We start from the raw sequence: 24,296 nt of genomic DNA, 5'->3' as shown, positions 1-24,296 counted from the left end.
CTTGCTGGCCTGCAACGATTACGTGAGAAAAACACAGTTCGCGCCTATTTCAGCGTTCTTTGCTCGGCAACCAATAAGTCAACTTGGCCAAGCTGAGCCGAGGATGATCGAGCAGAAGTTTTGGCGGACATAGTTCATGTCCTTCAGCGCCAGCACGTCGGCCTTCACATTCCCGAACGTCGTCAGCGGTTTCCTGACAATGCCGTTGGCGAAGTGATCTATGATGTTCTCCTTGAAGTTCGTCTCGCGCGGATGATGCACGCAGACATGGTCGCGCTGCAGATGCGTGAAATCGTGATAGGCGATGCCGAGCACGTCCATTTCCACACCGGCGGTCACCAGCGCGATTGTTGGGCGCATATGCTCGGGGATGCCGGGCGTCGTGTGGAGCGCGATTGCAGTCCAGACGTCCTCGATATCACGCTCCGGCACGCCGTAGCTCTTCATGAAATCGCGCGCGGCATTAGCACCGTCGACCTCGAAGCGCAGGTCGGGGCTCGCATATTTCTCGGTGAGGCCCATGTCGTGGAACATGGCGCCAAGGTAAAGTAGCTCCGGATCATATTTCAGACCGAGTCGCTCGCCGGTCAGCGCGCCCCAGAAGAAGACGCGCCGGCTATGGTTGTAGAGCAGGTCGTCTTCTGTATCGCGCACGAGGTTCGTGGCCGCCCGCGCGATAGCACTGTCTGGCAGGCGGATGCCGGCGATGATCTCGGACATGGAACGCTCTCCTTAGTTGGGTAACCGGCCAGTGGACGTGCCGGTATTTCGCAGTAGCGCCCTGCTTCGGACAACGAACAGAATCCTTCGGATCAGGACAGCCGTACGTCGTTTCCTGACAAATGCCCGTCTGAACCTTCGCGGCAGATCTATTCCGAGTCAGTCCGCCGGAAGCTGGCGCGATATTGAACGGGAGTGACGCCAAGGCGAGTGCTGAAGACGATCCTCAGCCGGTCCGCAGACCCGAAGCCGCAATCGAAGGCGACGGTCTTCAGCGGCCGATCGGTTCCTTCCAGGATCATGCGCGCCGCATCGACGCGGGCGCGCTCGATGAATTCGTGGGGCGTTATCCCGGTCGCTTGCACGAAATGTCGGGCCAGGTTCCGGGGGCTCATGCCGACGACAGCGGCGAGCGACTCCAGCGTGTGGCGGCCCCCGATATTGGCCATGACATGGTCCTGGATGCGCGCGATCGGCGCCGCTGGATCGGCCGGTGCCGTGAGATAGGGGCTGAACTGCGACTGTCCGCCCTGGCGCTGGGCAACGACGACCAGCCGCTTGGCGACCTTGAGCGCGATTTCCGCGCCGTGCCGCTGCCCCACGAGCGCCAGGCCCAAATCTATCCCCGCAGTCACGCCTGCCGCGGTGATCAGCCGTCCATCGCGGACATAAATCAGATCCGGTTCGACTTTGGCTTTCGGGAACCTTTCGGCCAGCGCCTGCGCGTCCTGCCAATGGGTTGTGACCCGCCGATCGTCCAAGAGACCAGCATAGCCAAGGACAAAGGCCCCGGTGCAGATGGACCCATAAACGCTTGAGCGCCACGGCAACTCCTTGACCCACTGAACCAGACCCGGTTTGGGCTCCGCTTCCGGCGGCGTAGGTGTGCCGGCTACCAGAATGATGTCGAAGCCACCCGCCGCCTCGTCGAAGGTCAGGTCGGCCACCATGCGCATGCCGCTCGATGCACGCAGCGGGTTGCGGTGAGCGGCAATCAATACCGTCTCATAGCGATCGGCGCTGCCCAGAAAGGTGTTCGCCTCGCTGAAGACGTCCATCGGCCCGGCCACGTCGAGTGCCTGGACCCCCTCATAGACGACGATCGCGACAGCTTGTACTGGCACCCCTCACGGCCCCTCCAGTCTGGTGCGGTATTATGCAGGGAACGGGGATACGGTAAAAGGCCTGCGAGTGCGGATAAGCCGACCCTCGCGAGTTGGGCCAACAATGAGAGATGAACGTTGATCATCATTGGGCATGCGAATGGCGTCGCAGCCTCCCTAACTCGATTGCCTCGCGCCATTGACGGCGTCCGATCTCCGTGAATGTTGGCAAGCCGGGCGGCCGCTCATGCTACCCTCAAGTCCAGAATTGCTGTGGACCTCTGTCCTTGCCCGATTGGCTCTCATTACCACAATAAGTTATCTCGCGGCGACGAAGATCGACGCCGCGGGTGAGCTTATCGCCGCATGATCTTGATCACGGCGCCTTGTCCGGCAGCGTCAAGGAATTGTCCTTGGAGTCGACGACGAAGACTGCCAACAAGCTGGCTGGCTCCTTGTCGCTCGCGTTCTCGCTGACCCTGTGATGTGAGCCGGGCATTTCATAAAAGCTCTCGCCTGCGTGGTAGACCTTTGCAGGACCGTCGTCGACCTGACTGCGGACGGCCCCGGATAGCACATAGGCGTAGATGAATGCCGAAGCTGCGTGGTGATGAGCCAGCGACTTGCTCCCGGGAGAATAACTCACGACGACGGCGACTAACCTCTTGCCTTCGATATTCGGGAGTGCGTGCTCGAACGCCGGTCTCACTTGTTCCCGGTCATGCGCGATGGCAGGCGAGCCCCCCAGAGCGATCGCTGCTGCCAGCAGGGCAACTGGAGCCGGGCGCAGTGCTTTCGTCACTGCCTTCAACATATTGCCTGCAAGCTTCGTCGGAGCATGGAGCCAATGGCCCGATCCACTGACGGGTATCACCGCACCTACTCTCCCGGTGACCTCACCTACGCTATTGATATCGTCCGGGCTGCGGTATGTGCTAACGCGCATGGGAATGATCCTTCTCATGATGTTCAGCTTTGTGATGGAGAATCCGGGAACGGAGACGCGGCGATCAGATCGCAAGCGTTCGGGCTCTTGAACCCAGGGATGAAACGTTCGCAGACGCCGGCGTTGACCGTCCCGTAGGTGGTCGCGGGTTTGTGCGCGAAGCCCGCAAAATATTCCCGGACGAAGCCTTCCTTGAAGTTTATGCGCGGGTACTTGGCGACGATTTCCTCGCGGACCTCGGCTGGAAACTGGTCGAAGCCCACCCCCAGCACGTCGAGAAGAACACCCGAATTGAGCAGCGCCACTTCCGAGCGCATATGCTTAGGGATACCCGGGGTGGTGTGCAGCGCGATTGACTCCCAGACGGCCTGCACCTGGTCTTCAGGGACGTTGTGGGCGTTGAGAAACTGCCGCGCGGCATTCGCGCCATCCACCTCGAAGCGTTCGTCCGGGCTCGAGAACTCCTTGATGAGGCCGAGGTCGTGAAAGGCGGCCGCCACGTATAGAAGTTCGCTGTCGAAGCGGAATTTCGTTTGGCGACCTTGCTCAACCGCAAACAGGTAGACGCGGATCGAGTGATTAAAGAGCAGATCGGTGGAATGCTCGCGCAGTATGTCTGTCGCCTCTTTCGCGAGCACGGAATCGGGAATGACGAGAGCATTGGCGCGCGGAGTGGTCATTGTTTCGTCCTTTCCAGGGTGTGGACTAAGCGGGTAGCCTACGCTCTCCAGCGGAAGGAGAGGGCTCGATCCATCAACCCGCTTCCACGGCGAGCACGATCTTTCCCTTCGGCTGAGGCCGCACGCGTTCCAGCATGAGATGAGCCTCGCGCGCGTCCGCGAGGGGCAAGACGGCCCCCACCTTCGTCTTCAGTATTCCACCATCAAAGAGGCTAGCGATCTCCGCCAGGTACCGGCTTGTGACGCTGACCAAAAAAAAGCTGGCTTCTACGCCGTGGCGTTCCGCAAGGCTTTGATCCGGATGGGAGACGGCCGAAATCAGCTTGCCGCCTCGACGAAGAACCTGGAATGAGCGGTCTTGTGTCTCGCCCCCGACCAAATCGATGACGGCGTCCGCTTCCCGAACTTCTTCCTCGAAGCGTTGGGTCCGGTAGTCGATAACCATGTTGGCGCCGAGATCGCGCACGAAGGAGATATCATCCGCCGCCAGGGTTGCGATCGTTTGCACACCCGCGCGGCGGGCCAATTGAACCGCATAGGCGCCGACGCTTCCCGCAGCCCCGTGAATGACCACTGTTTGGCCCGCCTTGAGCTTAGCGTGATCGAACAGTGCCTGCCATGCCGTCACCGAAACGACAGGGGCGGAGGCAGCATCAACGTGGGTCAGCGAGCTGGGCTTGTTCGACACCATCTCCGCCGATGCTACCGCGTACTCGGCATACGCGCCGATGAACTGCGGGTTGGTAACGCCGTAAACCTGATCGCCCACGCGCTGTCCGGACACCCCCGGGCCAACCTCGACGACTTCACCGGAGAGATCAGAGCCAAGCGTGAGCGGAAGCGGTTGCGGCAGAACGCTCTTGCCGGCCCGAATCCAACCGTCCCAGGGGCCGATGCCAGCGGCTTCAACCTTGACCAGGACCTCACCTGGGCCAGGCTCAGGCCGTGGGACGCGCTCGAACATCATGACCTCCGGCGGTCCGAACTCGTGCACGCGCCAGGCCATCATCGTTGAAGGAATTTGCTCCTCATCGGCCTGAGGAACGATGCTGCTGTGGGTCATCTCGTTTCTCCTTGCGCTCAGTTTGTCATGACCACGTCAACCCTCGCGGAGACTTGTTACCGACGACGTCCCTGATCCAGGCTTCTTCCGCGAAGCGGACTTTCTCAATCGAGTTCGCTTGGGCGATGGCGCGCCAGCGGCAGTCGCATGAACGTTCTCCAGGGCGATTGTCAGTTTGGCTTGTCCGTATGTAGCAACCGAGCCCAGCCTGGACCACGAACACGATCCTACGAATCGGGACAGCCGTGCGTCGTTTCCTGACAAAGGCCCGTCGCACCCTTCGCCCCGGCAGAGACGGCGGTCTTGAGTTTGCGGCGCCAGATCTTTTCCGGCCCCGTCAGGTGGCGGCACGCCAGTTGGACGGAGGGAACCTATGATGATTAGCGGTGACGATTCGCATCCCTGGAGGCCGATGCAAAGGGCTCAACCGAAGGTGACGATCTTCAGCGGCCGGGGGCGCTTCGCCTCACCCGCCGGAGGATGGACGCAGGTCAGATTGCGAATTTGGAGAGGTAGGTCACGCACCCCTAGGAAGTGAGAGTACAATGGCTGGCAGCTAGACGGCCGCAACGAAAAGACGCTACGCTATGGCCGCCGATTACCCCTCTCTCCCTCCCATTGTGACATCACGAGGCATTGATTTGCCAGTAATGGACCTCTCGGCAAGCTCGCCTCCGTTCTCAGTGGCGCCATCCGGCTATTGACCTGATCACACGGCCGAAAATCTGAAACGTGTAATGCAAAGGCTATCGATGACTATTACTTCGACCAGATTGCCGACGGTGTGCCATACTACCCCAGACCAACCTTTAATACGCCCCTCTACTCCCACTCGATTGTCCCCGGCGGCTTCGACGTCACATCATAGACCACGCGGTTGATGCCGCGGACTTCGTTGATGATGCGGGTGGCGGCGGCGCCCAGGAAGGCCATGTCGTAGTGATAGAAATCTGCCGTCATGCCGTCGACCGAGGTGACGGCGCGCAGCGCGCAGACGAATTCGTAGGTGCGGCCGTCGCCCATGACGCCAACCGTCTGCACGGGCAAGAGCACGGCGAAGGCCTGCCAGATGGCGTCGTACAGCCCCGCCTTGCGGATCTCGTCGAGATAGATGGCGTCGGCCTCGCGCAGGATCTCCAGCTTCTCGCGCGTGATGCCGCCGGGGCAGCGGATGGCGAGCCCCGGCCCCGGGAACGGGTGGCGGCCGATGAAACTTTCGGGCAGGCCGAGTTCCTTGCCCAGCGCGCGGACCTCGTCCTTGAACAGTTCGCGCAGCGGCTCGACCAGCTTCATGTTCATGCGCTCGGGCAGGCCGCCGACATTGTGGTGCGACTTGATCGTCACCGACGGTCCGCCGGTGAAGGAGACGCTTTCGATGACGTCGGGATAGAGCGTGCCTTGCGCCAGGAAATCGGCGCCACCGAGTTTCTTGGCCTCTTCCTCGAACACCTCGATGAACAGGCGGCCAATGGTCTTGCGTTTCTTCTCGGGGTCCGCCTCGCCTTCGAGCGCACCGATGAAGCGATCCGACGCGTTCACCAGAATGAGCGGCAAATTGTAATGCTCGCGGAACATCGCAACGACGCCGGCGGCCTCGTCCTTGCGCATCAGGCCATGGTCGACGAGGATGCAAGTGAGCTGATCGCCGACGGCCTCGTGGATGAGCAGCGCGGCGACCGAGGAGTCGACCCCGCCCGAGAGCGCGCAGATGACCTTGCCCTTGCCGACCTGCTTGCGGATCGCCTCGACCGCGTGCTCGCGGTAGGCGCGCATCGTCCAGTCGCCCTCGATGCCGGCGATGTTGTGGACGAAATTCCTGAGCAGCCGGGCGCCGTCGGGCGTATGCACCACTTCCGGATGGAACATGATGCCATACATCCTGCGCTCGACATTGCCGAAGATGGCGAAGGGCGAGCCTTCCGACTTGCCGAATACCTCGAACCCCTTGGGCAAGGAGATGACGCGGTCGCCATGGCTCATCCACACCTGGTGGCGCTGGCCGATCGCCCACAGGCCGTCGAATAGCGGACTTTCCTTCTCGATCTCGACGAAGGCGCGGCCGAATTCGCGATGGTTGGAGCTTTCGGCGACGCCGCCCATCTGTACGCACATGGCCATCTGGCCATAGCAGATGCCGAGCACCGGCACGCCGGCGTCGAAGACGATCTGCGGCGCCCGCGGGCTGCCGATATCCGTGGTCGAGGCCGGACCGCCGGACAGGATCACGGCTTTTGGATTGATGCGCTTGAATGCCGCCTCGGCCGACTGGAACGGCACGATCTCGGAAAACACGCCGGCTTCGCGGATGCGGCGGGCGATGAGCTGGGTGAACTGGCTGCCGAAATCGACAATCAGGACGGTGTCGGGTTGATTGGCTGTTTTCATGGCGAGCGTTTAGAGAAAGAAACGAGTCGGCGCAATGGGTTGCGAAGCCTGACTTTCAGACCGGTCCTGCCACGTCACCAGGAGAACCCTTCCGAAGCAAGCCCGATCCGATCGCCTGTTCGAGACGCATGACGGCATCCGCCAGCTTTTCGTCGATGACGTGCAGATATTCGGTCCAGTCGCCGACATGCCTGAGATCAGCAGCGCCGTCGGAAATGCCGCGCAGCCCAATCAGGGGCACGTCGAACAGCTGGCAGGCACGCAGGCAGGCGAAGGTCTCCATGTCGACCATGTCGGCGGCAATTGCATCAAAGGCCGCGCCGGTGATGATCGCACCGCCGGTCGACAGCGTCGCCTCCTTGACGTCAGGGATGCGCAACGGCAGCGGCACCGTAATCGGCAGGTCGAGGAACGGCGTCGCGCCTTTCTCGAAGCCAAGCGGCGAAGCGTCGATGTCACGATAGCTGACCGAGATGGCCTGATAGATCTCCGTCTGCTCCAAGGTCCGGCTGCCGGCGGAGCCGAGCGATACGACGAGGTCCGGCAGCGCCTCTTGCGACTTCAGCCAGGACAATTCGGCGCCAAGCCGGACGGCTGCCTCGACCGGGCCGACGCCGGTCATCAGCGGGGTGAACAGCCGCTGCAAGTGCGGCCCGTATTCGGCCTGCGCCGCCATGACGAAGAGGACATCCTTGCCGGACAGGCGCGACACTTTGTCGGTCATGATGATCTACTCCCTCCCTGTCCTGCAGACTTCACCGCCTGCCCGCCGGGACCCGCTGCCTGCGGCGGCTCCCGGCGTTCGTGACCTTTCATCGTGCCACTGGCACGATGAATTCGCCTGCGGCGAACCTGCCACTCACCCAGCAATCCCGTCGCGGCCCACCATCGTCATCATGGTGCCGGTCATGGTGGCGATCAACTTGGCTTCGCCGTCGGCGGCGAAGGCATAGGCCTGGCCGTCGGCGACGATGATGGTGCGGCCGGGCTTGGTCACCGAACCGCGGAACAGGAAGCGCTCGCCCCTGCCCGGCGCCAGCAGATTGACCTTGAACTCGATGGTCAGCACGCCGGAATTCTCCGGCATCAGCGAGAAGGCCGCATAGCCGCAGGCCGAGTCCAGCGCGGTCGAGATGACGCCGGCATGCAGGAAACCGTGCTGCTGGGTGAGTGCGGCCGAATAAGGCATCTCGATTTCGATGATGCCGGGCGTCACCAGCGTCAATTCAGCGCCGATGGTCGCCATCGCCTGCTGGCGCGCGAAGGACGCCCTGACGCGGTCCTCATAGTCCGGAGCGGGTACGATCTTTGCTGCCATGGCCGTCGCTGCTTTCACCTTTGCCGAAAAGCTTATTGCAGAGGCGTGACCGGCAAGCAATCATCCGATGCTGCACTGCAGCAATTTGACCCCGAGGGCGCGCAGGACGGCTTCGCTTTTCGCTTCATTCAGGCAGCCCTGCGCAGCGCGCAGACGTAGAAACCGTCGGTGCCGCTCAGCGCCGGCGACAGGCAGATGCCGCCCAAAGCGCCAAGCCGCATCGCGGTTTCATGGCCGGGAAAACGGCTGTCCCAGAGCCGGCGATGATCGACCGGGGCAAAACCGCCATTGCGCTGGCAAAACGCGGCGACCTGTTCGCCATTCTCCTCGTCGAACACCGAACAGGTGACGTAGACCAGCAGGCCCCCCGGCCTCACGAAGCTGCTGGCGGTATCGAGGATCGCCATCTGCTCGCCCTTGCGGGCGTCGAGCTGCCTTTGCGTCAGCCGCCATTTGGCATCCGGGCGCCGCCGCCACGTGCCGCTGCCGGTGCAAGGCGCGTCGACCAGAACGAGATCCATATGGCCGGTGAGCGGCGACAGTTCCGCCGGCCTGGTGACGATCTGCACGTTGCGGTTTTCCGAGCGGCGGATGCGGTCGAAGATCGGCGCCAGCCGCGCCTTTTCGGCATCATGGGCGAAGACCTGACCCGTATTGCCCATCGCCGCCGACAGCGCCAGCGTCTTGCCGCCGGCGCCGGCGCAGAAATCGAGCACCTGCATTCCAGGCTCGGCGCCGGCAAGAGCGGCGGCGATTTGCGATCCCTCGTCCTGGACTTCGAACCAGCCCTTCTGGAAAGCCGGCTCGGCCTGCAGGTTGGGGTGCCTGCCGTCGCCGCCGATCGGCGGAATGCGGATGCCTTGGGGGGCGATTTGGGCTGCCTTGGCGCCGGTTTCGGCAAGTTCCGCCAGCACTTTGGCCCGATCGGCCTGCAAGGTGTTGACGCGGATGTCGAGCGGCGGGCGGGTGGCGAGTGCCGCGCCCTCCTCCACCCAGGCCCCGCCAAAGGCGCGTTGCAAAAGCGGCTCGCACCAATCCGGTATGTCGGCGCGCACCGCGGGCGGCGCGTCGGCAACCCGCCGCTCTTCGGTTGCCTGGAGTTCCGTGGGCGTCAGCAGCGGCGGCGCGAACTTGTCGCCGTCGAGCGCTTCGTTGAGCGAGCGCGCGGTCTGGCCCCATTCGAGCAACAGGGCGCCGAAGCCGATGGCGCGCGGCGTATCCTCGCCCAGCAGCCAGCCTGCCGAGCGCTTGCGGCGCAGCGCATCGTAGACGATGTTGCCGATCGCCGCGCGATCGCCGCCGCCGGCAAAGCGGTGCGACAGGCCCCAGTCCTTCAGCGCATCGGCCACCGGCCGATGACGTCGGCCAATGTCTTCCAGCACTTCGATGGCCGCAGCCAGCCGTCCGCCTAGTCGCATTCTTCAGTCCACCAAATCGCGCGCATCATCTCGGCCTGCTCTTAGAGCCTTTCACGGTGAGATTGAACCCCGCCCCGTCTCGCGACGACAGGCAACCTGTCGGGCGATCGGCGAAAACCGCCCGAGCAGTAAATCTTCCGGTGCGGTCAACAGCAGATCGTCAATAGATGCAAGCTCTCTAATGTTCTTAACTGGCGGCTGCAAGCACGGTAGGGATGCGACAGCTCAGCTTTCCAAGTTTTTCGGTTGAGAATACTCTTGCCGCCATGATTCGCGGCGCGGAAAGCGTGGACCGGCGGATCGTCACGAGGAGAGGGTAATGAAGACTTATCTGGCGGAAGTTCTAGGCACATTTCTGTTGGTGTTCATCGGTACCGCGTCGGTGGTGACGGGCGGCTTCGGCGGCGCGCTGCCGCTGGGGCAGGAAGGCATCGGGCTGGCCTTCGGCATCGGCCTTATCGCGGCCGCCTACGCGATCGGCCCCATTTCGGGGGCGCATCTCAACCCGGCTGTGACACTCGGCGTTTTCCTTGCCGGCCGGTTGCCGGCCAAGGACGTCATCCCCTACTGGATCGCACAGATCATCGGCGCCATCCTGGCATCGCTGGCGCTGTGGATCATCGTCTCCGGCCAGGCCGGGGGGCACACTGGCGGCTTCGGCGCCAATGGCTGGGACGAGACGAAATGGGGTGTCTCTTCCGCGTTCCTGTGGGAACTGATCGGCACCTTCACCTTTGTCACCGTGATCCTCGGCGTTACCGCGGAAAGGCATGCGACGGCCTTCGCCGGACTGGTCATCGGCCTGACGCTGGCGGGTATCCACTTCGCCATGATCCCGGTGACCGGCACATCGGTCAATCCGGCTCGTTCCATTGGGCCGGCGCTGTTCTCGGGCGGCGCCGCGATCAGCCAGCTCTGGCTGTTCATCGTCGCGCCGCTGATCGGCGGCGCCGTTGCCGGCGTCGTCGCCAAGGCGCGCGTCTTCGAAAAGGACTGATTTCGAAAGCCTGAACAAGAAAAGGCGCGGGGCCGAGCCTCGCGCCTTTTTTGTCGGGTGGAAAAATCCGCCTGGATCAGGCGGCGATATCGAAGCGGTCGGCGTTCATCACCTTGGTCCACGCCGCAACGAAATCCCTGGCGAATTTCTGCCCGGCATCCGCGGACCCGTACACCTCCGACAGCGCACGCAATTGCGCATGCGAGCCGAAGATAAGGTCGGCGCGGGTACCGGTCCACTTGACCGCCCTGGTCTTGCGGTCTCGCGCTTCGTAGACCTCATCCGAACCGGCGGCCGGATCCCAGACCGTGTTCATGCTGAGCAGGTTGACGAAGAAGTCGTTCGTCAGCGTGCCCGGCCTGTCGGTGAACACGCCGTGCCTGGACTTGCCGGTATTGGCGCCGAGCACCCGCAGGCCGCCGACCAGCACCGTCATCTCCGGCGCGGTCAGCGTCAGCAACTGTGCCCGGTCGACCAGCATCGCCTCGACCGACATCGGCTGCGGGCCCCGGACATAGTTGCGGAAGCCGTCGACCTTCGGCTCGAGTGCGGCAAAGGAGGCGACATCGGTCTGTTCCTGCGAGGCATCCATGCGGCCCGGCGTGAACGGCACCTTCACCTCGTTTCCGCCATCCTTTGCCGCCTTCTCGACCGCGGCGACGCCGCCGAGCACGATCAGATCGGCCAGCGAGATCTTTTTCCCGCCGGTCTGTGCCGCGTTGAACGCCTTCTGGATGGATTCGAGCGTGGCAAGCACCTTGGCCAATTCAGCAGGCTGGTTGACGTCCCAGTCCCTCTGCGGCGCCAGCCGGATGCGGGCACCGTTGGCGCCGCCGCGCTTGTCGGAACCCCTGAAAGTCGAGGCCGAAGCCCAGGCGGTCGAGACCAGTTCGGAAACCGACAGACCCGAGGCCAGGATCTTGGCCTTCAGCGATGCGATATCCTGTTCGCTGACCAGTTCATGGTCGACGGCCGGGATCGGATCCTGCCAGATCAGCTCTTCCTTCGGCACGAGCGGGCCAAGGTAACGCACGACCGGGCCCATATCGCGATGGGTGAGCTTGAACCAGGCGCGGGCGAAGGCGTCGGCGAACTGATCCGGATTCTGGTGGAACCGCCGCGAGATCTTCTCGTAAGCCGGATCGACCCGCAGCGCGAGATCGGTGGTCAGCATGGCCGGCGCGCGGCGCTTGGAGGGATCATGCGCGTCCGGCACCGTGCCGGCACCGGCGCCGCCCCTAGGCGTCCACTGATGGGCGCCGGCCGGGCTTTTCGTCAATTCCCATTCGTAGTTGAACAGGTTGTCGAAGAAGTTGTTGCTCCATTTGGTCGGCGTCGTGGTCCAGGTGACCTCGAGCCCCGAAGTGATGGCATCGCCGGCAATGCCCGACGCGTGCTTGCTCGACCAGCCGAGGCCCTGCGCCTCGATGCCGGCGCCTTCCGGCTCGGCGCCAACCAGCGAGGCATCGCCGGCGCCGTGGGTTTTGCCGAAGGTGTGGCCGCCGGCGATCAGTGCCACCGTCTCCTCGTCATTCATCGCCATGCGGCCGAAGGTTTCCCTGATGTCGCGTGCCGAGGCAAGCGGATCAGGCTTGCCGTTCGGGCCTTCCGGATTGACGTAGATCAGGCCCATCTGCACGGCGCCGAGATGGCCGCGAAGTTCGCGGTCGCCGGAGTAGCGCTCGTCGTCGAGCCATTTGGTTTCCGATCCCCAATCGACGTCCTGCTCGGGTTCCCAGACGTCGGCGCGGCCGCCGGCGAAGCCGAAGGTCTTGAAGCCCATCGATTCCAGGGCGACATTGCCGGTGAGGATCAGCAGGTCGGCCCAGGAGATCTTGCGGCCATATTTCTGCTTGACCGGCCACAGCAGGCGGCGCGCCTTGTCAAGATTGGCGTTGTCAGGCCAGCTGTTGAGCGGTGCGAAACGCTGCTGGCCGGCGCCGGCGCCGCCGCGGCCGTCACCGATGCGGTAGGTGCCAGCGCTGTGCCAGGCCATGCGAATGAACAGCGGCCCGTAATGGCCGAAGTCGGCCGGCCACCAATCCTGCGAATCCGTCATGACATGGTGCAGGTCCTTGATCACCGCGTCGAGATCGAGGCTCGCGAATTCCTTGGCATAGTCGAAGTCCTCGCCCATCGGGTCGGAGAGGCTCGACTGCTGGTGGAGAACGCCGAGGTCCAGCTGGTTGGGCCACCAGTCACGGTTGGTCCTGGCACCAGGTCCATGCGCGACAGGGCATTTGCCCGCGCTGTTGTCGTCGGTTTTCGCGTCCATCTTGCACTCCAATTTTGCCGAGGTTCCGGGCAGCCAGCGCCGCCATCCTGGAATGATTCCAGACTAGGCCAGCCTGCCGATAAAAACAAATTGCCTTTCCTGTTCATTTCAATAGGATTTTCTTATGATAGGCCTAACCGTCCGGCAGATGCATTATTTCGACGCACTTGCGCAGACGCTGCATTTCGGGCGTGCGGCGAAACTTGCAGGCGTGAGCCAGCCGGCGCTGTCCTCGCAGATCGCGGAAATGGAGCAGCGGCTGAACTGTCGGCTGTTCGAACGCGGCGGCAAATCGGTGCGCATGACCGACGAGGCGGCAGCCCTTTTGCCGCGCATCGAACGCATCCTTTCCGACATACGCGAGGTCGAGACCATCGCCCGGCGTGGCCGCCCTGCCATGGGAGGGCGCTTCCGGCTGGGCATCATTCCGACCGTCGCGCCCTATCTTTTGCCGCGTGCGCTGCCCGAGCTGAAAATGCATTTCCCGGACTTGCTGCTCGAACTGCGCGAGGCGGTGACCGCCTCGCTCGTCGAGGACATCGCGTCGCAAAAGCTCGATGCCTTCATCGCCGCGCTTCCGCTCGACCATCCCGGCCTGATGACCGAGGCTTTGTTCCCCGACCGGTTTTTCCTGGCCGTGCCGTCAGGCGATCCGGCTTTCGCCTCGCCACCGGTGCCGCCTGAAAGCCCGGCACTGGAAAGGCTGATGCTGCTGGAGGAAGGCCATTGCCTGCGCGAACAGGCGTTGGCTGTCTGCGGCAATGTGCGGCCGGTGGCGATGGCAAGCTACGGCGCCACCAGCCTGACCACGCTCTTGCAGATGGTGGCGCACGGGCTCGGTGTGACGCTGATCCCCGAAATGGCCGCGGGACCCGCCGGCACTATCCCCGATCTCAAGATCGTGCCGTTCCAGGAACCCATGCCGCAGCGCACGATCTGCTTTGCCTGGCGGCGCAACAGCACCTTGCACAATGAGTGCATGGAGCTGGCGAAGATCATACGAGGGTTGGGAGCGGCGGTGCAGGCGGCGTGAAGCAGGAGGAGCCCAAGCTTACTATCGGCCCAGGCAAACCTCGAATGTGCGCTTGTTGAACGGCTTGAGTGGATAGATCGTCTTCATAAAAGCAAGTGGTCAAGTGCCACGGAACGTGTTGGGCAGAATTCCGGACCGAGCTCATCGTTGGGTCCATAATGGTATACAGGAAGAATGCGACACGCCTGCGAACCGGCCTGTTGCGCAAGCCGGCGCGCGTGGCGACTTCAGGCGGCAGTGCTGGCGCGGCTTGGCTCAAGAACAGACTTGACCTTGTCGGCGACCGCGCGCCCGAGATCGGCGTTATTGCCAGCGGTGAAATGGATGCCGTCGACACCGTCCGTGGTGACGAAATCGCCGGCATTCAGGAAGTCGATCTTCATGAAATCCGCCATCGCCTTATACTGCCTGGCCAGCTCCCTGGACTTTTCATGACCGCCGCCGAACATGCCCTCGAACCAGGGATCCGGCATCGGGGTCAGCGGCGGCGGCGCGATGACCAGCGCTTTCGGAGCCGGATAAGGCGTGCCGATGCCGCCGGCGCTCGTCAGGATTTGCCCGACCAATTTCGCCATTCCGTTGGCGATCTCGTAGGGTGTCCGACGAAAATAGGACTTCGTATCATTGGTGCCCAGCATAACGATGACGAGGTCCAGCGGCAGATGGCTGGCGATGGCCGAGGGCAGGTAATTGGCGCCGTTGAGGCGCGGGTCGTTGGGATCGTCGAGACAGGTCGTGCGCGCGCTCAAACCTTCTTCGATGATGTGGTAGCCCGCTCCCAGCGCCGCCGCCATAACACCCGTCCAGCGCTGATCATAGGGGTAGCGGTAGGTCGGCGACCCTTCCTTGACCGGAACCCAGCCCCAGGTCAGCGAGTCGCCGTAGCACATGATGTTTTTTGGCGGTGACATCCATGTTTCTCCATCTGTTTGCAGTTGTCTGAACGTGCAGATCTATCGATCCAGCCCTAACGCCGGCGCCGGCTTGCCTTGTTTCGATTCAGGAGGTTCGCACGCGCACTCCGTAGAAGATCGCCGCACCGAGGATGATGACGCCCTGGGCGATGAGCTTGCCGGGTTCGTCGATGCCGAGCACCGTCATCACAACGAACAAAAGCGCGAAGCACAGGGAGCCGAAGAAAGGCCCCCAGACGCCGCCGTCGCCGCGACCGAAGGCGACGCCGCCAAGGATCGTTGCCGCGACTGCCAGGATCGGCAGGTCGAGACCGACGCGCACGCTGCCGACGGCGATCGAACCGGTCTGCACCAGAGCCGCGATCGCCGCGATCAGGCCGGCGAGCGTATGCGCCAGGATAACCGTGCGCTGGACGGGCACGCCGGAAAAATGAGCGGCTTCGGCATTCTCGCCAACCGAGGCCACGTAGCGGCCAAATACGGTCTGCGACAGAAGCAGCCACACCGTGGCGGTCAGCATGATCCAGAACAGCACCGGCGTCGGAACCGACAGGAACTTCGTGTTGTAGAGATCGTTGAACAGTTTCGGCACATCGCCGGGTGGATTGCCGCTCGACAGGAACTGCACCAGTCCGACCAGGATGATGCTGACGGCCAGCGTGACGATGACGGCCGACACCCGCCGGATGCCTATCATGAAGCCGTTGAACAGGCCAATGACGAGGCCCGTGGCGAGCGCCAGTACGACGAAGAAGGGCAGCGACGCGCCCGGGAAACTGCCCGACGAGATGAAATAGTTGATCAGCAGGATGATGCCGCCGCCGGAGAGGTCGATCGACTTCACGCGCATGACGACGAGCTGCCCCAGCACGAGAATGCCAAGCGGAACGATCTGCCTGATGAAGATGCCCATGATGTTGAGGTTGAGCATGTTCGGCCGTGCGATCCACAGCGTGGCCAGAAGCACGAGGAAGACAAAGTAGGACGGCGGTATGCGAAGCAGACGCCGGGCGATCGGGTTTGCGAGAACGGCAGTCATCGCTCAGAGCCCCATCTTTTTACGGGATTGCAGCCCGACCACGGCCAAGAGGATGCCGCCCTTGATCGCCGTCTGGACAAAGGGCGAGACGTTGGCGAGATTCATGCCATTGGCCAGCAGTGCCATCACAAGCGCGCCGATCACCGTGCCGTGCAGGCTGCCGATTCCTCCTGAAAGCTGGGTGCCGCCAAGTGCGACGGCGGTGACCGTGTCGAGTTCGAAAAGCAACCCGACATTTGGATCACCCGACACGATGCGCCCGGCCAGGAAGACACCGGCAACGGCCGCGAAACAGGAGCAGACCACATAGGCGAGGATGATGTTGCGGCGATCGGAGACGCCGAAATTGCGGGCGGCGCTTTCGGCCCCCGACGCGATACCGCCGCCGATCGCAAACAGATGCAGGCCGTACCGCGATCCGTAGAGCAGCTTCCAGGCCAACAGCATCACGACGATTCCCCAAAAGACCGGATAAGGAATACCGAGGAAACTGCCTGAGACGGCAGCAATGACGATCTCCGGAACGGTGCCGCCGGAGACGGGACGCAAGATGCGCGTGATGCCAAGGACAATGTACTGCGTCGATAGCGTGGCGATGATTGGATGGACGTTGAAACGGGTGATCGCCAGGCCGTTGATCAGCCCGATGAATGCGGCCAGCACGAAGACCGCCGGGATCAGCACGATCGCCGGCTGGTCGAGCGCCAGCACCGCCGTCGTGAGACTGATGACCGAGCCGACCGACAGATCGAGCCCGCCGACGAGCACGACGACGAGTTGTCCCACCGCCGCGATGACCAGCGGCATCGCCTGCGCAACCAGGTTGAAAAGGTTTTCGGCCGTTGCGAACTGCGCCGTCTGAACCGACAGCCACAGCGAAATGAGCAAGGCAACCAACAATGGCAGACCCCATTGGCCCTGCCGTGTGTTCCGGCCACTCACGATGTTGGACACGCTACGATACATGGAGGGCCCCTAGTGCCGGCGCGCCGAGCCACCCGTCAGGGCCGCGTCGAGGATCTTGTGCTCCGTCGCCTGTGCTGCCGGCATTTCGGCCACGATTGTGTCGTGGTGGACGACATAGATGCGGTCGCACAGCCCGATCAGCTCGATCGTCTCGCGCGAGAGCACCAGCACCGCGCCACCCTTGCGGGTGAAATCGCGCAGCAGATGGTAGATCTCGGACTTGGAGCCGATGTCGACGCCACGGGTCGGCTCTTCCACCAAGAGAAGATCGAGATCCGCGGCGAGGTAGCGGCCGAGCAGCACTTTTTGCTGATTGCCGCCCGACAGCGAACCGACCGGAGCGGACGGCCCTGTCGCCTTTATGTTCATGACATCCATCATGCGGGCGATGACGCTTCGATAGGGCCGCGCCGGCGCAAGTTCGCGTCGCCTCGAATGCAATCCGATGGCGATGTTGTGGGCGATCGGCAAAGCGAGAAAGAGCCCCTCCTCCTTGCGGTCCTCGGGGACGAAACCGACCTTCAGCTGCTGCAAATGGCGAACGCCTGATGATGTCGAGAGCGGCATGTCGAGCGTTTTGCCGTTGATGGAAATCGTCCCGGCAGAAGGATGGTAGCGGCCGATGAGTGAGCGCAGGAAGCGCTGCTGGCCCTGTCCCTCAAGCCCGGCGAGGGCGACGATCTCGCCCTTGTGCAACGTCAGCGACAGAGGCTGCGATGTCTCGGTGATCCTGAGATTCTCGACGCGCAGGATTTCGCCGCCCCTCTCGCCCGTGCGATCTGGGAACAGGTCCTGGAGTTCGCGCCCGACCATCATGGCGATGAGTTCGTCTGTGGTGATCTCGGATACCGTCCTGGTGCCGACCAGTGCGCCGTCCTTCAGCACCGTCACAGTGTCGCACAGCTCGAAGATTTCCTCCATGCGATGCGAAATGTAGACGATTGCCTTTCCCCTATCGCGCAGACGACGGATGTTGCGGTTGAGCATATCGACATCGGCCGCGTTGAGCGCCGCTGTCGGCTCGTCGAGAATAAGCACGCCGGCGTCGGCCTGGATGCAATGCGCGATCTCGACGAATTGCCGCTCGGCAATGGTCAGGTTGGAAACGAGTTGCGAGGGGTCTAGCGTGAGACCGAGTTCGCCGAGTGCCTTGGCGGTTCGGCTGTTCATCACGGAATAGTCGATCGAGCCGAACCGGTTCGTCGGCTCCCGGCCGAGAAACATGTTCTCGGCGATCGACAGATTGGGCAGCAGCGAGTGTTCCTGGAAAACGGTCGAGATGCCGGCATCGAGCGCGGCGCGCGGTGACTTCAGATCGAGCTTTTCCCCATTCATGAAGATCTCGCCGGAATCGGGCTGATACACGCCCGCCAGGATCTTCATCAAGGTCGATTTTCCGGCGCCGTTCTCGCCCATCAGGGCGTGAACGGCGCCGGCCTTCAGATCGAGGGAAACGGAGTGGAGCGCCTTGCTCCCCCCGAATGCCTTCGAAATGTGCGACATCTCGATAAGATTGGCCACGAAACCCTCGCTTCACCACTGGAAGGGCCCGCGGGGACGCTTGTCCACTCCCCGCCGGCCACGGCGTGTCACTTCTTGCCGTAATATTCCTTGAGCTTGTCTTCGGGGAGTTCGCTCGGCCACCAGACATTGGCCGTCAGGTCGTCGCGATAGTATTTCGCGGCCTTGTCCTTGTCCCAGCCATCAGGGTTGTAGACATAGCGCTTGTGGAGTTGCTTGCCCTCGAGCAGGGCTACAGCGGCGCGCACGCCGGCAGCACCCTGGGCCGGGCTGTATTCCGGAGAGATCGACTTGAATCCGTCCGTGATCCACTGGCCGAAATAGCCATTGTTGCCCTCGCCCGAAATCGGCGGGATCGGCGTGCCGAACTGCTTGAAGACATCGACGCAGGCGCGCGTCATGTCGGCGCCGGACGACCAGATGCCGTCGACCTGCGGATTGTTCAGATAGAGGGTCTCGCACAGCTTCTTGGCCTTGTCGTACTGCCAGTCGCCATGCTCCTCGGCGATGATCTGCACATGCGTGCCCTTGAGTGATTCCAGCAGCCCGTTGTAGCGGTTGGTGTCTTCCGGGTGGCCGGCAAGGCCACGCAAGACCCAGATCTTGCCGTTGTCGCCAACGGTCTTCACCAGCCAGTCGCCCATTACCTTGCCGAAGTGCTCGGCTCCCCCTTGGATTTCGGTGGTATAGGCATCGGAATCGATGCGGCCGGTGTGAAGGATGACGGGGATGCCGGCGGCGACCGCCTTGGCGATGCTGGCGTTGGCCGACGTGCTGGTCACCGGCTGAACGATGATCGCGTCGACATGCTGGGCGATCAGATCCTCGATATCGGCTACCTGCTTCTTCTGATCGAAGCCGGCATCGAGCAGGATGAACTTCGAGATGCGCTTGTCCTTTGCCGCGGCATTTTCCGCCTCATGCGCGACCTGCACGGTCCAGGTGTTGGCGTTGACGCCGAAGTCGCTCATTCCGATGACCCAGGGGGGGTCCTTCTTGAATGCGCCGGCCTCGATCATGCGCGTGTCGTCGGGACGCGGGGCGACGCCGTCCATCAGCTTGACATCTTCCGCGTGCGCCAGGGACGTTACGGCAAGCGCTGATACAACGAGCATCCCCAGCCCGACGGTTTTCAGCAATCCTAACATTGAACTCCTCCTTGTGGTTGCTCCGGCCGTACGGACGCGCACGGGCCGCGAGACGCTCTCCCGATGCATGCTTGCCGTCGCGACCGACCTATGCACGCAATTTTCCCGCCCCCGAACACATGTGTGTCGAGGCCCAATTCCCGCTGGACGTTGATGACGGTCGAGAACTCCTCCGGGCACTTTAGAAGCACAGTGGATTTGACCTGTCAATAGTTAGTCATGTTGAATGACTATTCCTTTGCTTGCCTTTCGCCCCTCCGCTATTCATCATGAAGAGCGCTCGTCCTGCACCGGCGCGCGATCAGTCCCGGCGGGAAAATCATGCGATCAGTCTTGTGCTACGGCGACTCCAATACACACGGCCAGATCCCCGGCAAGGGGCCGCTCGAGCGTTATGGTCCGGCTGAGCGCTGGCCGGGGATACTGCGCGCTCAGCTAGGCCCCGACTGGTATGTCATCGAGGAAGGATTGAGCGGTCGAACCACCGTCCACGACGATCCGATCGAGGGGGCACACAAGAACGGCAGAACCTATCTTCGCCCCTGTCTGCAGAGCCATGCGACGCTCGACCTCGTCATCATCATGCTCGGCACCAATGACCTCAAGATCCGCTTCAACAAACCGCCGTCGGAAGTGGCTATGGGCATCGGCTGCCTTGTCTACGACATCAAGGAACTGGCGCCCGGTCCGGGCGGCACCACACCCGAAATCATGATCGTCGCACCGCCGCCGATGCAGGACGACGTCAAGGAATGGAAGTCTATCTTCGCCGGCGCACCGGAGAAATCGCGGCTGCTGGCGCTCGAGTTCGAGGTGCTGGCGGATTCGCTCGAACTGCACTTTTTCGATGCCGGCTCGGTGGTGTCCTGCAGCGAAGCGGACGGATTTCACATCGATGCCGAAGCGCACAGACTGCTTGGCACCGCACTCGCCCGCGCGGTCGATGCGATCGGCTGGAGCCGCTCGACATGAGCAACCATACCGCCGCCAGGCAATGCGCTCTTACCGATGGGGCGACCCTTGCCTGACATGAGATTCGCACCACCCAATCCCTTGCGCATCGCCGATCGTGCGAGCGGGCTGAACGCGTTGAGCGTGCGCAGCTACAACGAGCGTCTGGTGCTGTCGCTGCTGCTTCAGAACGAGGGCATATCGCGGATGGAAATCGGCGAGAAGACCGGTCTGTCGGCGCAGACGGCCTCGGTCATCGTCCGCTCCCTCGAACAGGAAGGCCTGGTCTCGCAGGGCGAGGCGCAGCGCGGCCGTGTCGGCCCCCCCACCATCCCGCTTTCACTCAATCCGGAAGGCGCCTACGCGGTCGGCGTCGGCTTCAGCCGGCGCAGGATCGACATCGCGCTCATCGACTTCATCGGCACTGTGCGCTTCCACACGCAGTTGCCCGCGGATGAAGCCAATCCGTTTCCGCAAAGCAGCGATTTGCTTGCGACGATCAGGCAAGCCATGACGAGCCTGCCGGTCGAGGCGCGCAGCCGGGTCGCGGGTATCGGCCTGGCCGTTCCCGATGAGGTCGACGCCATGGCTGCAACCCGCAACGGATCGAGCACATCCCTGAAGGCATTGCAAAGCGAGATCGAAGAGCAGACCAAGCTGCCGGTCTTCGTGCAGAACGACATCACCGCGGCGGCAGGCGGCGAGAGCATGTTCGGCGTCGCAAAGCCGCTGAACGACTATTTGTTCTTCTATCTAGGGGCTAGGCTGCAGAGCAGGCTCATCCTCAACCACCAGATCTATAAGGGAAACTCCAGCGCCAGCTTCGATCATGGCCTCATGCGCCTGGAAAGCGAACTGGCCATGCGCGGACGCTCGTCCGAAATCATCTGGAGCAGCAGCCCTGAGTGGCCTGATCTTGGAGAGGCCTACACCGAATGGCTGGGGGAATGCTCAAACCGCCTGAAAGCATCGATCTCGGCGCTGACCCAGTTTGTCGAGTTCAGGACGGTCCTCCTGTCCAGCTATGCGCCGCAGAAAATCGCCAGGGCCTTGTGCGCCGATATCGGCCGGGAATTTGCCGCTGTCCAAGCGTTGCCGGCGCGGGTGACCATCAGCCCGAAAGCCGTCGGCGCGGCCAGCCTGCCGTTCAGCTCGCGGTTTATGATTCAATGATCGGAACGCTAAGAACAGAAGGGTTGCAAAGCCCCATCTGAGACGTGGATGCACCCCGTTTGAATGTCGGCTAACTCCGATGCGAGAAGCTGTCCCCATGCCATCTTCTGTGGCCTCGCGCATCAGGAACGGGATGCCGGCGACCGTCATCGGCAATTCCGCGCGGAATCGGATGTGCGTGGGACCTTGTAATGCACGATCTGGCCTGCGGCAACGACTCGGCCGCCTGTCGGGGCACCGCGACGCCGGCGTAGTGGCTTCCCAATTGCCAGAAGGGCAGCGGGAACCGCCCGCGTTCCTCTTCAACGATGCGGAAGCCCGCCGCGCGGATCAAGTGCAGCGGTTGGCGGTTGAGATGACAGCCGCCGGCGAGCCGTCCCCACGGCTTGTTCAGCCGCTCCTGCCATCTGCGGCCGCGCGGCCCCTCGGCCTGGCCGTGCTCGATGAAGATCAGCCGGCCCATGGGCTTCAGGATGCGCCGGATTTCGGTCAACGCCGCGTCAGGGTCGGGAATGGTGCAGAAGGCATAGGTGACGACGACCGTGTCGGCGAGGCCATCGATCAAGGGCAGCCTTTCGCCGCTGGCCCGGATGCAGTCGACGTCGAACGGCAGCGAACGAATCTTCGGTTCGGCCAGGCCGAGCATCGTGCCGTCGGGATCGATGCCGACCAGCCGCTCCACCCTTGCGGCGTCGTAATAGGGAAGGTTCAGGCCGGACCCGAAGCCGACTTCGACGACAATTCCCTGCGCCCGCGGGATCATGCGCCTTCGCATACGCGCGAACACGTTTGCCGAACAGCCGGCATGGACGAGATAGGGGGCAATGCAGCGTGCGTACCAGGAGAGACAGGATTGGCACATGTCTCAGCCTCCTTGCCCTGCGTTCTTGACGCCGATGGGGACGCCACCCCCGGCAATGGCCTCGGACGTGCAATGGCGGGTGAGAGTATTGACCGGTGACATTTCTCGCTCCAAGGAGTCTCCTGATCGGGCCCGATCGGCCCGACGTCGTGGGGGATGGATAGAAGGCCGGCGTCCCCTGAACGTCCTCTCAATATCCCAGGGCGGCGCGTGCAGGTCGATGGAGCGATTGGAGTTCCGACTTCTGGGGTTTCCGGAGTTCCGCCTGAACGGGCGGCGGGTGGAGCTCGCCTTGCGCAAGGCGGCCGCGCTTCTCATCTATCTCGCCGAGGCCGGTGGGCCCGTGGCGCGCGAAGTCGCCGCCACGCTTCTGTGGCCCGAAACCGACGAAGAGGCCGCACGAGCGCGCCTCCGGCGCACGTTGCATAAAATCCGCGTCGCGTTCGGCACGGAGGTCATCGCCGCCGCGGGCGCATCCCTCAGCCTGCACCCGGCGCTTGCCGTCGAGCTCGACTCCAAGGTTTTCGAGCATGCCTGCAACGTCGGCCCTCTCGACGAGGCGTCCGACATCTATAGGGGCGATTATCTCGGCGGCTTCTCACTCCCGGATTGTCCGGAATTCGACGAATGGGTCTTTTTCAGGCGCGAAGCCTTGCGTAGCCGGTTGGTGCAGGCGCTGGAGCGTACCATCGAAGCGAAGATCGCCGGCGGCGAGCCACGCAGTGCCGTCGTGCATGCGACGCGCCTGGCGGCACTCGACCCCTTGAGCGAAAGTGCGCACCGTCACCTGATCCGTGCCCACCTGGCGGCCGGAGACAGGGCGGCAGCCGAGCGCCAGATCGAAAGCTGTGTCCGGCTGTTACGAGACGAACTCGGCGTAGGGCCGGACCCGGCCACGCTTGCCCTGGTGCGGGAGCCAACTCAAGATGTCACTTTGGATGTGCCGAGGACGCGCTATGTCGAAGTGGACGGCATCCATCTCGCGTACCAGACCGTCGGCAGCGGACCAACGGACATCGTGCTTGTTCCCGGCTTCATTTCGCATGTCGAGCGTATCTGGGAAGACAGTCGCTGCCGTGCCTGGATATCAGCGATTTCGCGCATGGGTCGCCTGATCCTGTTCGACCGGCGCGGCATGGGACTTTCCGACCGCGTCGGCGTGCGCCCCACCGTCGAAACGACAGCGCAGGACATCTTGGCGGTCATGAATGCGGCCGGCAGCCGCCGGGCCTTGCTCATCGGCGCGTCGGAGGGCGGGCCTGGTTGTGTCCGTTTTGCTATCGATCATCCCGATCGGCTTATCGGCCTTGTTCTGTGGGGTTCGCTCGCGAAAGGCAGCCGCGCGTCGGACTATCCCTTCGCCCTGACCGCCGCGCAATACGATCTGTGGAAGCAGCGGCTGATCGCCGGCTGGGGCGGCCCGGCGGAAATCGAGACGTTCGCCCCGGGCCTCTCCGGAGACCGCCAGGCGGAGACGTGGTGGGCGGGATTGCTCAGGGCGGCCTCCAGCCCCGGCGCGGTCGCGGGCCTGCTCGAAGCGCTGCGTGATACCGATGTCCGTTCCCTGCTCGCAAGGGTCTCGGCCCCGACGGTTGTCCTGCACCGGTCCGGCGACCGCGCCGTGCGCGTCGAAGCGGGGCGGCTTCTGGCAGCCGGAATCCCAGGCGCCCGGTTCATCGAGGTCGCCGGTAACGACCACTGGTTTTGGGTCGGCGACCAACAGCCGCTGCTCGACAGCATCGGCGCGCTTGCACGAAGCAGCTGATGTGCGATGCGGCGTCAGC

21 protein-coding genes are annotated in these 24,296 nt (G+C 63.1%); 5 read left to right on the top strand and 16 right to left on the bottom strand.

Annotated features, from left to right (window positions below; genetic code table 11):
* Window positions 1–78 precede the first annotated feature (78 nt).
* From LB532_RS21485 to LB532_RS21445, 9 genes are all read right to left on the bottom strand, one after another.
* Window positions 79–720, bottom strand: coding sequence for an HD domain-containing protein (locus tag LB532_RS21485; protein WP_140642577.1), 642 nt, complete (start codon window positions 718–720; stop codon window positions 79–81).
* 149 nt (window positions 721–869) lie between these two features.
* Complete coding sequence (locus LB532_RS21480) at window positions 870–1,844, bottom strand: GlxA family transcriptional regulator (RefSeq protein ID WP_140642575.1); 975 nt, start codon at window positions 1,842–1,844, stop codon at window positions 870–872.
* A 355-nt stretch (window positions 1,845–2,199) separates the two neighbouring features.
* A complete protein-coding gene (locus tag LB532_RS21475) occupies window positions 2,200–2,637 on the bottom strand; it encodes a cupin domain-containing protein (protein WP_140642573.1) in 438 nt (145 codons plus the stop codon).
* Between the two features lie 155 nt (window positions 2,638–2,792).
* Window positions 2,793–3,449, bottom strand: coding sequence for an HD domain-containing protein (locus LB532_RS21470; protein ID WP_140642571.1), 657 nt, complete (start codon window positions 3,447–3,449; stop codon window positions 2,793–2,795).
* A 73-nt stretch (window positions 3,450–3,522) separates the two neighbouring features.
* Window positions 3,523–4,512, bottom strand: coding sequence for an NADP-dependent oxidoreductase (locus LB532_RS21465; protein WP_140642569.1), 990 nt, complete (start codon window positions 4,510–4,512; stop codon window positions 3,523–3,525).
* An 822-nt stretch (window positions 4,513–5,334) separates the two neighbouring features.
* Complete coding sequence (gene guaA, locus LB532_RS21460; RefSeq protein ID WP_140642566.1) at window positions 5,335–6,897, bottom strand: glutamine-hydrolyzing GMP synthase; 1,563 nt, start codon at window positions 6,895–6,897, stop codon at window positions 5,335–5,337.
* A 55-nt stretch (window positions 6,898–6,952) separates the two neighbouring features.
* Window positions 6,953–7,621, bottom strand: a complete 669-nt coding sequence (locus tag LB532_RS21455) for a 5'-methylthioadenosine/S-adenosylhomocysteine nucleosidase (RefSeq protein WP_140642564.1) — start codon at window positions 7,619–7,621, stop codon at window positions 6,953–6,955.
* A 135-nt stretch (window positions 7,622–7,756) separates the two neighbouring features.
* Window positions 7,757–8,215 carry a PaaI family thioesterase gene (locus LB532_RS21450; RefSeq protein ID WP_027146613.1) on the bottom strand — a complete coding sequence of 153 codons (459 nt, stop codon included), beginning with the start codon at window positions 8,213–8,215 and terminating at the stop codon, window positions 7,757–7,759.
* A 128-nt stretch (window positions 8,216–8,343) separates the two neighbouring features.
* Complete coding sequence (locus LB532_RS21445; RefSeq protein WP_140642562.1) at window positions 8,344–9,633, bottom strand: RsmB/NOP family class I SAM-dependent RNA methyltransferase; 1,290 nt, start codon at window positions 9,631–9,633, stop codon at window positions 8,344–8,346.
* A gap of 319 nt (window positions 9,634–9,952) precedes the next feature.
* Here LB532_RS21445 and LB532_RS21440 point away from each other — a divergent pair, with 319 nt between their 5' ends.
* Window positions 9,953–10,630: an MIP family channel protein gene (locus LB532_RS21440; protein ID WP_140642560.1), complete on the top strand. Its 678-nt coding sequence runs from the start codon at window positions 9,953–9,955 to the stop codon at window positions 10,628–10,630.
* Between the two features lie 76 nt (window positions 10,631–10,706).
* Here the strand turns inward: LB532_RS21440 and katG are convergent, their stop codons facing one another.
* On the bottom strand, window positions 10,707–12,905 hold the full coding sequence (katG, locus tag LB532_RS21435; RefSeq protein ID WP_224557148.1) for a catalase/peroxidase HPI: 2,199 nt from the start codon (window positions 12,903–12,905) through the stop codon (window positions 10,707–10,709).
* Between the two features lie 124 nt (window positions 12,906–13,029).
* Here katG and LB532_RS21430 point away from each other — a divergent pair, with 124 nt between their 5' ends.
* A complete protein-coding gene (locus tag LB532_RS21430; protein ID WP_140642556.1) occupies window positions 13,030–13,938 on the top strand; it encodes a hydrogen peroxide-inducible genes activator in 909 nt (302 codons plus the stop codon).
* Window positions 13,939–14,165: 227 nt separating this feature from the next.
* On the opposite strand, the gene LB532_RS21425 is transcribed toward LB532_RS21430, so the two are convergent.
* The 5 genes from LB532_RS21425 to LB532_RS21405 form a co-directional block, all read right to left on the bottom strand.
* Window positions 14,166–14,849 (bottom strand): SGNH/GDSL hydrolase family protein, encoded by a 684-nt coding sequence (locus LB532_RS21425; protein ID WP_140642555.1) that lies wholly within the window; start codon window positions 14,847–14,849, stop codon window positions 14,166–14,168.
* 88 nt (window positions 14,850–14,937) lie between these two features.
* A complete protein-coding gene (locus tag LB532_RS21420; RefSeq protein WP_140642553.1) occupies window positions 14,938–15,891 on the bottom strand; it encodes an ABC transporter permease in 954 nt (317 codons plus the stop codon).
* Window positions 15,892–15,894: 3 nt separating this feature from the next.
* Window positions 15,895–16,857 (bottom strand): ABC transporter permease, encoded by a 963-nt coding sequence (locus LB532_RS21415; RefSeq protein WP_140642551.1) that lies wholly within the window; start codon window positions 16,855–16,857, stop codon window positions 15,895–15,897.
* 9 nt (window positions 16,858–16,866) lie between these two features.
* The gene (locus LB532_RS21410; protein ID WP_140642549.1) at window positions 16,867–18,378 is read right to left on the bottom strand and encodes a sugar ABC transporter ATP-binding protein; all 1,512 of its coding nucleotides are present in this window, start codon (window positions 18,376–18,378) and stop codon (window positions 16,867–16,869) included.
* Window positions 18,379–18,446: 68 nt separating this feature from the next.
* Window positions 18,447–19,493: a substrate-binding domain-containing protein gene (locus LB532_RS21405; RefSeq protein ID WP_411908889.1), complete on the bottom strand. Its 1,047-nt coding sequence runs from the start codon at window positions 19,491–19,493 to the stop codon at window positions 18,447–18,449.
* A 354-nt stretch (window positions 19,494–19,847) separates the two neighbouring features.
* Between LB532_RS21405 and LB532_RS21400 the strand changes: the two genes are divergently transcribed.
* Both LB532_RS21400 and LB532_RS21395 read left to right on the top strand, forming a co-directional pair.
* The gene (locus LB532_RS21400; protein WP_140642545.1) at window positions 19,848–20,498 is read left to right on the top strand and encodes an SGNH/GDSL hydrolase family protein; all 651 of its coding nucleotides are present in this window, start codon (window positions 19,848–19,850) and stop codon (window positions 20,496–20,498) included.
* Window positions 20,499–20,555: 57 nt separating this feature from the next.
* Complete coding sequence (locus tag LB532_RS21395; protein ID WP_140642543.1) at window positions 20,556–21,650, top strand: ROK family transcriptional regulator; 1,095 nt, start codon at window positions 20,556–20,558, stop codon at window positions 21,648–21,650.
* 70 nt (window positions 21,651–21,720) lie between these two features.
* On the opposite strand, the gene LB532_RS21390 is transcribed toward LB532_RS21395, so the two are convergent.
* Window positions 21,721–22,512 carry a class I SAM-dependent methyltransferase gene (locus LB532_RS21390; protein ID WP_140642541.1) on the bottom strand — a complete coding sequence of 264 codons (792 nt, stop codon included), beginning with the start codon at window positions 22,510–22,512 and terminating at the stop codon, window positions 21,721–21,723.
* A gap of 220 nt (window positions 22,513–22,732) precedes the next feature.
* On the opposite strand from LB532_RS21390, the gene LB532_RS21385 reads away from it, so the two are divergent.
* Window positions 22,733–24,277, top strand: coding sequence for an alpha/beta hydrolase (locus LB532_RS21385; protein ID WP_224557179.1), 1,545 nt, complete (start codon window positions 22,733–22,735; stop codon window positions 24,275–24,277).
* Window positions 24,278–24,296 lie beyond the last annotated feature (19 nt).

Origin of the sequence: Mesorhizobium sp. ESP-6-2, from assembly GCF_020164675.1 — a bacterium.
In the GTDB taxonomy this organism is placed as follows: Bacteria; Pseudomonadota; Alphaproteobacteria; order Rhizobiales; family Rhizobiaceae; genus Mesorhizobium.
Note: the sequence above shows the minus strand (reverse complement) of the source record. Positions and strands in the feature narration are given on the sequence as shown.